At 62.4% G+C, this 9,341-nt stretch carries 10 protein-coding genes; 3 read left to right on the top strand and 7 right to left on the bottom strand.

The genetic code is table 11. The features are described from left to right. Positions 1-435, bottom strand: a 435-nt coding sequence (locus VIO10_RS10610; protein WP_331963491.1) for a Crp/Fnr family transcriptional regulator, incomplete at its 3' end; no start/stop codon positions are given. A gap of 21 nt (positions 436-456) precedes the next feature. On the opposite strand from VIO10_RS10610, the gene VIO10_RS10605 reads away from it, so the two are divergent. Next, positions 457-657: a hypothetical protein gene (locus tag VIO10_RS10605; protein WP_331963494.1), complete on the top strand. Its 201-nt coding sequence runs from the start codon at positions 457-459 to the stop codon at positions 655-657. Between the two features lie 65 nt (positions 658-722). Here VIO10_RS10605 and VIO10_RS10600 read toward each other — a convergent pair whose 3' ends face one another. The 3 genes from VIO10_RS10600 to VIO10_RS10590 form a co-directional block, all read right to left on the bottom strand. Continuing rightward, positions 723-2,042, bottom strand: a complete 1,320-nt coding sequence (locus VIO10_RS10600; protein WP_331963485.1) for an AmpG family muropeptide MFS transporter — start codon at positions 2,040-2,042, stop codon at positions 723-725. Between the two features lie 110 nt (positions 2,043-2,152). Continuing rightward, entirely contained in the window at positions 2,153-3,772 is a 1,620-nt protein-coding gene (locus tag VIO10_RS10595; RefSeq protein ID WP_331963482.1) for a hypothetical protein, read from the bottom strand. An 18-nt stretch (positions 3,773-3,790) separates the two neighbouring features. Continuing rightward, positions 3,791-3,997 (bottom strand): hypothetical protein, encoded by a 207-nt coding sequence (locus tag VIO10_RS10590; RefSeq protein WP_331963479.1) that lies wholly within the window; start codon positions 3,995-3,997, stop codon positions 3,791-3,793. Positions 3,998-4,020: 23 nt separating this feature from the next. On the opposite strand from VIO10_RS10590, the gene VIO10_RS10585 reads away from it, so the two are divergent. Next, entirely contained in the window at positions 4,021-4,632 is a 612-nt protein-coding gene (locus VIO10_RS10585; RefSeq protein ID WP_331963476.1) for a TetR/AcrR family transcriptional regulator, read from the top strand. 101 nt (positions 4,633-4,733) lie between these two features. Here the strand turns inward: VIO10_RS10585 and VIO10_RS10580 are convergent, their stop codons facing one another. Beyond that, positions 4,734-5,354 carry a hypothetical protein gene (locus VIO10_RS10580; RefSeq protein ID WP_331963473.1) on the bottom strand — a complete coding sequence of 207 codons (621 nt, stop codon included), beginning with the start codon at positions 5,352-5,354 and terminating at the stop codon, positions 4,734-4,736. A 63-nt stretch (positions 5,355-5,417) separates the two neighbouring features. Between VIO10_RS10580 and VIO10_RS10575 the strand changes: the two genes are divergently transcribed. Continuing rightward, complete coding sequence (locus tag VIO10_RS10575; protein WP_331963470.1) at positions 5,418-6,980, top strand: glycosyltransferase family 87 protein; 1,563 nt, start codon at positions 5,418-5,420, stop codon at positions 6,978-6,980. 25 nt (positions 6,981-7,005) lie between these two features. On the opposite strand, the gene VIO10_RS10570 is transcribed toward VIO10_RS10575, so the two are convergent. Together VIO10_RS10570 and VIO10_RS10565 are read right to left on the bottom strand one after the other, a co-directional pair. Next, positions 7,006-8,757, bottom strand: coding sequence for a hypothetical protein (locus VIO10_RS10570; RefSeq protein ID WP_331963467.1), 1,752 nt, complete (start codon positions 8,755-8,757; stop codon positions 7,006-7,008). Positions 8,758-8,819: 62 nt separating this feature from the next. Further along, positions 8,820-9,221: a DUF2089 domain-containing protein gene (locus VIO10_RS10565; protein WP_331963464.1), complete on the bottom strand. Its 402-nt coding sequence runs from the start codon at positions 9,219-9,221 to the stop codon at positions 8,820-8,822. Positions 9,222-9,341 lie beyond the last annotated feature (120 nt).

Below are 9,341 nucleotides of genomic sequence, written 5' to 3'. Positions count from 1 at the left end.
TTCGGTGATTCGGGGCCGCGAGGCACCGGCTAGCTCAGCCAGGTCCCGGTGGCGGGCCGGCAATGTCAGGCGCATCCCTTTTGTATTGGGGACGCCGAAATTTTCGCTCAATTCGAGCAAAATCAGAGCCAAGCGCTCTTCCAGGGTGCAGCTCATGAAATTTGCGCAGCGCAATTGAACCAAATCCCAGCGGCCCAGGTAGCTCGCTGCCAACCGTTTGAAGTCTGCCGAAGCAACTCCGAGCGATATTTCGACGAAGGACTCGAGGTCAATCGTCCCTATCTGACAAGGGGTGAGCGCTTCGCAGCGAAAGTTGTAACTGATGCCGGGTACCGGCGGCGGGAAGCCGGGGATCATGCCGGGCGCGACCATGATCACCAATGTGCGTTGACCCTTGCGATTGCGGCATGTGATTCGCGCCACCCCTGCAAGCAGGATATATGCGGAATCGGGTGAATGTTTTTCGTCGAAAATGATCGCGCGTTTCTCGACCGTGCTGACGGTCAGCGCGTCGGCGAGCTTTTCGAGCTGGCGCGCGGTGAGCCAGGAGATGTTCTTAAGGCCCCGCAGTCTTCGGATGCCGGATGGTCGAACAGCGCGCATGCCCGCAATGTATCAGGCGAATTGATCCGTGAGCATAATAAGCCCGCGCGATAAAGCTCATTCGACGAATTCTGTTATCCATGTAACGGATTCGCGCTGACGCTCGATCGCTCGGCAGATCACACAAACGTAGTGTTCCTGCTCCCAGGCACGGGCCTGGCGTCGCGCCGCGCGATCCAGATCAGCAGCACCAGCGCCGGGAGCGTCGCGACTGTCGTGAGGATGAAGAACGGCACCCAACCGAGCTTGTCCGCCAGCACGCCTCCCGAAGACGCGACAATCGTGCGCCCCACCGCTGCCAGTGAAGACAGCAGCGCGTACTGAGTAGCGGTGAACGCGGGTGAGCATAGGCCGGAGAGATATGCCACCAGCGCGGTGCCCGCCATCGCGCCCGTCAGGTTCTCGGCGGCGACGCAGAGCGCGAGATAGTCGAGCCGATGGCCGCCCACCGCCTGCAGCACGTAGAACAAATTGCCGGCCGACTGGAGAAGCCCGCACAGTATGAGGGCGCGCATCACGCCGAGCTTCGAGGTCACCACGCCGCCGATCAGCGCGCCGGCAACAGTCGCGAAGAATCCGACCAGCTTGGAGACGGCGGCGATCTCGTTGAGCGAGAAACCGAGCGAGATGTAGAGCGGCATCGCCATCACGCCCGCCATCGCTTCGCCGAGCTTGTAACCGACGATGAAAAGGACGATCGCCGGCCACCTCGGCCGCCGCATGAAGTCGGCAAACGGCCCCGTAACCGCAGTCGCGAGCCAATCGCGGAGCGCATCCCATCCTCGCGTTGCGGCATGCGGCTCGACCTGTGGCGGCGTCGTCGGCTCGGGTCCGAGAATAAACACGAGCATCCCCACGCCCAGCAGCGCCGCCATCGTGGCGTAGGCCGCGAACCAACCGTAGCGGGCCGCAACGATCAGCGCGCCGGCGCCCGAGACCAGCATCGCGATCCGGTACCCGGTCTGGATCATGGCGGCGCCGGGCCCTTGCTGCTCGGGGGTGAGGATCTCGACCCGATACGCGTCGATAACGACGTCCTGGCTCGCCGAAAGGAATGCGACCAGCAGCGCCAGCGCCCCCATGAGCGCGAGATCGACCTGCGGGTTGCATGAACCCAGAGCGAGCGTCGCGGCAATGAGTGCGAGCTGAATCGCGATGCCCCAGCCGCGCCGTCGTCCAAGCGGAATCGGCGGCGGCAGCCGATCGATCAGCGGCGACCACAGGAACTTGAAGGCATACGGTGTGCCGACCAGGGCGAAGGCGCCGATCGCGGCACGGCTGACGCCAGCAGTGGCGAACCAGGCCGACAGGGTCGAAAAGGTCAGCAGCAGCGGCAGTCCGCTGGCGAAGCCCAACGGCAGGATCAGCAGCACGCGGCGATCGGTGTAATCGGCGATCGAACGCCGCCAGGGATTCATGCCCTTCGCTTCTGTTGTCACGCCCTGTAATCCCGGCATGGAGACTTCATATCACCTGAAATGCCGATATCGCACGTAAAATCGTGATTTCCGATCTGCTGCGATCGTCGCCGCGAAGGCGGGAGGAAAAATCAAGGAAAAGAATTCTCAGGAGTGTCTTTGGCCGAAACGGTTATGGGCGCAAGCCTTGCCGCGGCCGAAGTGTCACGGGCGAACAGGACACAGGAATCGTCGCGATAGATCTGCTTCCACCCGGGTTGCGCGATGATCAGTTGGTACGGGGGATCGTTCTTTGGCCCAACCAGGACGAAATCGTGCGGATAGCTGGCCAGAATTTCTTTGCCGGCGACTTCGCCCTTGGTGAACGGCAGGTAATCGTCAATAACCTTGGGCGGATACACAGTGTCGTAGCGCCCGTCGATGAAGACCTTGCTCGCCGGCGCCGTGTGCCAGATGACGTACTCGCCCCATTGGAAGTCGGCCAGGATGTTGCCGGTCAGGTGATGCTGCTTCATGTAAGAGATTGCGCCGACCGGATATGGATCGCTTGCCGCCATCTTTTTCGAGAAAAGCCCGGTCAGGATCAGCAACTCAAACGCCGCAACCGCGACCATCAACTGATTTATCGTTGGAGAGCGCTCCTTCGCATGCGCCACCGGCAAGCCCAAGCGCTCGCGCCGAGCCGCCAGCGCCAGCGCCGTATGCCGCGCGAGCGGAGTAACCGTCGCGATCACTGCAAGCGGAAGATTTCTGACCGCAAGGAACGCCGCTGCGATCATCAGAGCCGCGATAGCAATCAGCGCGATGTCGCCACCGCGCGGCGTCTGAATGAAGGTCACGCCGAGCGCCACGAACATCGCGATCGCCAGAATCTTGACGGCGACGCCCGCCACCTGGCTCTGTCTCCAGTGGAAAAGCAACGACTGCGGGAGCGACAGCCAATCGAGAATGGTCGTGCGCGTGTGAGGGTTCGCAAGCGCATGGATGACGGCCTGCCAGGTACCGACGCCATACGGAGTCGCGAGCGTCGCGATGGTGGAAGCGGCGGTGATCGCGCAGAGCCACGCCGCGCGACGCATCCCGCGGCGAGCCAGCAGGTCCTGGACGAATACCACGGCGGTGAACGTGCCCAGCGCGGCGAGACCCATGATGAAGCCGCCATGCAGATTCGCCCACACCGCGAGCATCGGAATCGCGAGCCACACCGGGGCGCGGCCACGGTAGTTGTAGCGCGAAAGAATCGCGAGCAGGCAACTCATCAGGGCGAAGGTGAAGATCTGAGGTCTGAACTGGAGGTGCGTAGCCAAGGGCGCGCTCGCGGCGATCAGGATTGCAAACTGGACGCGCGCCGGCGATTCGGTATCCTCCAGTGCCAGCGCGAGGAAAACGATCGTCGCAGCCGAGCAGGCGAACTTCATCAGCTTGAGTCCGACCGTGCCGAAAGCGTTGTATATCGCAGCCATCACGACCTCGCTCAGCCATTCATGGTTGAGCCACAGATGCCCCGGCGCCGAATACGAATACCGATCGTAAAAAATCAGGTGCCGCTGCGCGAGCACGTCCTGTCCGAATCGCACGTGCCCCCATAGGTCCGGGTCTGCCAGCCGCGTCGTATCCGCAACGACGATGACAATGAAGATTAAGGCGGGTGAGTAATGGAAAAGTGATATCCTGTTGAGCCGCGACGGCGCCGCCGTTTCGACGTTTATCGATCCGGCAGCCGGCGCATCATCCCCCAAGCTTGCGCTCATTGCGAAGGTTCCGCAGAGCTATACGGCTTCGCCAATCCGCTCTCCATGGTCCTCGGCGATGAGCGTATCACAACAACTGCCCATTTGCCGCTTGCTTGCGCAGCTGCGCCGGATTTCCACCGCGTCGTTTGCTGCTGACTTCATATCGCCTGAAATGCCGATACCGCAGGTAAACGTCTTCACGATCCGTTCGAGCGGGACAGAGCTTGCTTGATCGCGATTCACGGTCTGCTACGATTGGCGCCGCGATGGGCGCCTCTTCACCAACCGGAAATAGTTTCAGGCCTCGGCTGACGCAGGACGAGAAAACCGCGGAAACGCGGCGCCGCCTTCTCGACGCGGCGATTGCGTGCCTGATCGAACGCGGCTACGCGAACACGACGACTTCCGAAATCGCGGAGCGCGCCGGCCTTTCCCGCGGTGCGCAGCTCTACCATTTTCCCAAGAAAGAGGAATTGCTCACCTGCGCGGTCGAGCACCTTTTCGAGTTGATGTTCGGCGAGATGAAGGAGAAGGTCAGCCGGCTGACCAATGAGAATGATCGGCGGGCCGTGGCGATCGATTTGTTGTGGGAGATTGCCAACGGCCGGCTGGCGACCGCATGGCTCGAACTGGTGGCCGCCAGCCGCACCGATTCGTATCTGCGCGAGTCGGTGAGCGCGGCGAACGGCCGGATGGCGGAATTCATCGATCAATCCTTCAAGGAACTCTTCCCGCGTCCCGATTCGGCCGGCGCCGATTACGAGCTGATCCCGCAAATCGTGTTCCTGATCCTCGAAGCGATGGCGCTCCAGGGCAAAACGATGAACCCGAAGCTGACGGCGAGAGTCCTTGACGCGCTCAAGACTGTGATGCCGTAGCCGCGCCGCCCGGGCGCCGCGCTATTTCTCCGCCGGACGAATTCTCATCGCGACCGTCTCGCTTGCCGGCTTCGCCCGCGCCTGCCAGAAACCGAAACTCCTTACTGGGGAACGGCCTGGCTCGCGCCGTCGCCGAGGGTCACCCCGGCTCGCGCCAGGTAGCGGGCGGGAAAACGACTGTTGAAGACGAACCCGGCAATCAGCAATGCCGTCGGCAGCGCAAATCCGGGGACCAGCTTGCCGAAGTTGCCGCCGATGATGACGCCGGTCACAGCGAAGCCGACGTTGACGGTCATCAGTCCGCACCAGAAAAGAGTCATCACCAGGTTAAGCCGGATGAAGACCGGATGATCCCAGAACTCGGGCGGCGCGTTTTCGCGGGCGTAGGCAGCGGTGAACGGATGGCCGATCGCGACCGAGCTCCACGCGGCAACCGCAAAGCATGACCAGATGACGACCACGTTGTAGGCCGGAAACGCGGTCGAGCGCAGGCCTATCATCAGGACTGAGCCGATCGCGAAGAAGGTCAGCGTGGTCCAGTCCATCAGTCTGATCGAGTCACCGCGACGGCGCCGCACGGCCAGAAATATCAGGCAGAGGATTAAGCCCCCGCCGGTCGCCACGCGCCAGTGATTGGCGCCGGAAGCGAAGCCGTAGAGGACAAAGGGCCCGAACGACATCAGGCCGATTGCAACGCCCGAAAGTTTTTTCTGTTCCGCCACGCGCGCGCACTCCTTCACCGGCAATCGCGCCGAAACCCGGTGCGTCTTCGGCTCCGGAAGCCGATGGACGCGCCAATCCGCCCCAGCCGATTATCGGAATCCCGAAAAGATACAGCAGCGGCACTTCACCGCCAAAGGACCTTAGTGAGTTGCAATGTCCAAGGTCAACGACCAGCGACGCTCGACCACAAACGCGCCGCGGCCAAAGAGCAAGACTGCTGGGAACCGAAGTATTTGAAAGCCGTCGGGCCTCCGGTAGAGTTTCGCCCCAATAGGCGCCGGTGGGGGACATTGGTGAGTTCGCATTCTCAGCGATCGGTCTTGAATTGGCTTCGCAACGCGCCGTGGATCACGGCCCAGCGGATTTCGATCTACCCCAAGCTTTTTGTCGCTGCTTATGTGCTCACCTACATCCTGTGGGTGAGCACCATGCATGGGATGGTCGATCGAGAGGGAACCGCGATCGGCGCCGATTTCATCAACAGCTGGGGTGGCTCGTATCTGGCTCTCTCGGGGCATCCTCAGCAGGTCTACGATCTCGCGATGATACACGTGGCGGAACGAGCCGCGGTCGGTGGACAAGAGGTGAGCTTGTGCGGATGGTATTATCCGCCGACTTTTCTTCTGATCGTCCTACCGCTCGCTCTGGTTCCCTACTTATGGGCGCTGGCTGCGTGGACTCTGGCGACTCTCGCAGCCTACCTGTCGGTGCTGTGGAAAACCGCGCCATGGAAACAGACCGTATGGCTCGCACTCGCCTTTCCGGGTGCATGGATCAATTTGATCAATGGGCAGAATGGGTTCCTGAGCGCTGCTCTGCTTGGCGGCGGCCTGCTTTACCTGGAACAGCAGCCGGTACTCGCCGGATTCCTATTCGGGTTACTCGTGATCAAGCCGCATCTGGGGATTTTCGTACCCTTGGTTCTCGTACTCTCGCGGCGATGGCAATGCCTTCTTGCCGCCACCGTTTCATCGCTGGGGATTATTGCGCTGTCGCTGCTCGCGTTCGGGCCAGAGACCTGGCTCACGTTTTTTCACTCGATCTGGCTGCCCCACTGGATCGTCCTCGAACAGGGCGCGATCCCCTATTCCTACCAGCAAAGTGTGTTCGCTGCAGCGCGTTTGTGGGGCCTGTCGTTGCGAATAGCGTATGCCGTCCAAGCCCTCGCGGCGCTGTCGGCAGCGCTTGTGCTTGTGTGGCTGTGGACAGGTAATTGTTCCTACCGCCTTAAAGCCGCCGCGCTCGTGATTTGCGGCCTGCTCGCGACCCCATACCTGTTCGACTACGACTTGACCCTGGTCGGAGTTGGAATCGCATGGCTCGCAATCGAGGGGATCGAGCGCGGCTTCCTTCCCTTCGAGAAGTCGGCGCTCGTGCTTGCATGGCTCGCTCCGATTGCCGATCGGGCCGTGGCGAAATACGCCTTGATACCGCTATCCCCTCTCCTGAATATCGTCCTGCTGGCTTTCATCACAGTTCTCGCGGCCAGATCTCAAAGCGGCAAGATGAGCGAATCCGCGGAATCGGTTTCCACAGCCGCGACCGCCACCGCGACGCCGGGCTCGGCGATCCGTCCACAGACGACAAGACGCAGTGGCCCTTCACCCATTACGCCCGATAAGTAAAGTTCCGGGCGCGCGGGTGGGCGCGTCAGTGGCGGGGAGCGTCGGCGCCGCGGGAAACCTCCATCCAGGCGTTGATCAGATCGTCGGCCTCGTCGGGTTCGAGCCGGCCGTCTTTCACGGCGGCGAGAATTTCAAGGATCGCGTCGTCGCGGCTCAGTTTCTCAGTTGCGCCCGGCGTGAACCGCGACGACTGACTATCACAGGCCGGTATTTTAGTATCCATTTCAGCGTCCGACCCAGCACTCGATTGAGTAGCCGACTGAGTAGTTGACTGAGTAGCGCTGCCGGCTCGATCATGCGAACGGTTGCGCACGTTGCGCGCGGCTTCGCGGATCTTGTCGCGCATCTCGCGCGCGGCCTGCCGCACCCGCTCGCGCATCTCGTGGCGCGCCTCGCGCGAACCGCCGCGCACGGCATCCGCCACCAGATCGCCGATTTCCCTGCCCAGCTTGCCGAGCCGGTCGCCGACCTCGCCGGGGACCGACTCTTCGATCTCGGCGATCGCACGCTCGACTTCGCGCAGACCCTCGCTGACGCTGCGTTTCACGTCGCGGGTAACTTCGCGCACGATTGTGCCGGACATCCCGCCACTCTCGGCGACGAACTGGCCGGCGGCGTCGAGCACACTGCGCACAAAAGCGGGAATCTCGCCGCCAAGCTCGCCGGCGAGATCCTCGAACGGGGCCGAGCATGCGCCCCTCATGCGCGCGCGGTGGCCGCGGCCGCAGAAATCGCGCTCGCGCGCGTCGGCGCTGGCGACAATCACGTCGGCGCCGCGGGTCTCGACGGCGAGTTTCATGCGCGCACCTGAGGCCGGTTCGGGACCGATCGGACCGTGAACATGATTGCGGCCGAGCCACTTGAGCCCGGCGGCGTCAACGCCGTAGGTGCGGATTCGACCCCATCCCGCGGCGGCGTCGAGCTCGAGCGAAGCGTTCGCATCCACCTCGACGTTGACCCGTCCGCGGCTTCTAACGCTCCACGTTTTATCGGCCGGAAAGGGACCGGCGAGATAGACCGCGCCGCCCACATCTTCAAGCTTGAGCGCGCCGCCGACGCGGGCGATGCGCGCGCTGCCGCCGACCAGGCCCACTGCGACTTCGCCGGCGACGCTGTCGGCCGCGAGCTTGCCGCCTATTTTGCCGATCCGGACTCCGCCGGACAGGTTCGAGGCGCGCACCTTGCCGCCGACGGCGCCGGCTTCGACGTGGGCGGCGTCTTCGATTTCGAGATGTCCACCGACGATGCGGGCGATGAACGGCGCGCGCAGGCCAAGCAGCCGCGCGCCGCCGGCGATTTTTTCGATCGCCACTTCGCCGTCGATCGCGCGGCAATCGAATTCGCCGGCGACCAGGCTGAAGCTGATGGCGCGGGCGGATTCAACCGAGAGCGCGCCGCGGACTTTGAGGCCTTCAACCGAACCGGCTTGGTTGATGGAGACGTTGCCGCTGACGGTGTCGCGAATGGAAATGGCGCCGAGGCGGCGCGCGTGGAGATTGCCGCGCACGCGCTTGACGACGAAGGGGGTGGCTAGATCGGAGACGTCGAGGTTGCCGGCGAGATCTTCGACTTCGACCGCGACGCCGGCGGGGACCGCGATGGTGGCGTTGTCGCGCAGCGTCACTTCGGCGACGCCGGCGTCGCGAGTGAGTTGCGGCGCGGTGTTCGAATCGATCTCGACGGCGGATCGATCGGGGCCAACGCCGGTGATTTTCAGATTCCCGGCGGCGCGCAGGATGCGGATTGATTCAACTCCTTCAAGCGTCGAGATAGCCATGGCGGATTTCCTCCGTTGATTTTTTCATTTTTCACTTTTCGCTTTTCCACTTTTTCACTTGCTCAGTCGTTTTTTGTGCGCGGCTCATTGAGCGCAGCGAGCGCTTGCTCGGGCGTGAGTTTGCCGCGCTTCAGATCGGCCAGGACCGAGCGGCGCCGCGAGCCGTCGTCGTCGGAAGGCGCGGCCTCGGGAGCGGACTTGGCGGAGTAGCCGAGCGCGGTGATGACTTCGTCGAGTCGCGCGCGCACGGTCGGGTATGAGACGCCGAGTTCGCGCTCGACTTCGCGGATTACGCCGCGGTTCTTGATGAAGACCTCGACGAAATCGATCTGCGCACCGCTGAGCTTGAGCAGGGCGGGCGGGGCGAATTCGCCGTCGATGGAGATCGAGCAATCGGGGCATCGCAGGCGCGCGACTGTCAGGTTTCCATCGCATGACGGGCATTTAAGAATTATCGGCCTCATATTTGGAAATATTGACTAAAATATTAAGATTGTCAAGTTCAGATTAAGATTCTTAATCTTTTATTGAAACTGCGGATGGCAGGTGGACTTACGTGAATCGGAGGCGACGGACATCTGATG

This window comes from Candidatus Binatus sp., assembly GCF_036567905.1.
Lineage (GTDB): Bacteria > Desulfobacterota > Binatia > Binatales > Binataceae > Binatus.
The sequence above is the reverse complement of the archived record's forward strand: the minus strand, read 5'-3'. Positions and strand labels throughout refer to the sequence as shown.

What these genes read in the sequence shown, in the direction of transcription:
- VIO10_RS10605 (WP_331963494.1), top strand. Translation starts at nt 457, where the DNA reads ATGTTTTTCGTCGAAAATGATCGCGCGTTTCTCGACCGTGCTGACGGT.
- VIO10_RS10595 (WP_331963482.1), bottom strand. Translation starts at nt 3,772, where the DNA reads ATGAGCGCAAGCTTGGGGGATGATGCGCCGGCTGCCGGATCGATAAAC.
- VIO10_RS10585 (WP_331963476.1), top strand. Translation starts at nt 4,021, where the DNA reads ATGGGCGCCTCTTCACCAACCGGAAATAGTTTCAGGCCTCGGCTGACG.
- VIO10_RS10575 (WP_331963470.1), top strand. Translation starts at nt 5,418, where the DNA reads ATGGACGCGCCAATCCGCCCCAGCCGATTATCGGAATCCCGAAAAGAT.
- VIO10_RS10570 (WP_331963467.1), bottom strand. Translation starts at nt 8,757, where the DNA reads ATGGCTATCTCGACGCTTGAAGGAGTTGAATCAATCCGCATCCTGCGC.
- VIO10_RS10565 (WP_331963464.1), bottom strand. Translation starts at nt 9,221, where the DNA reads ATGAGGCCGATAATTCTTAAATGCCCGTCATGCGATGGAAACCTGACA.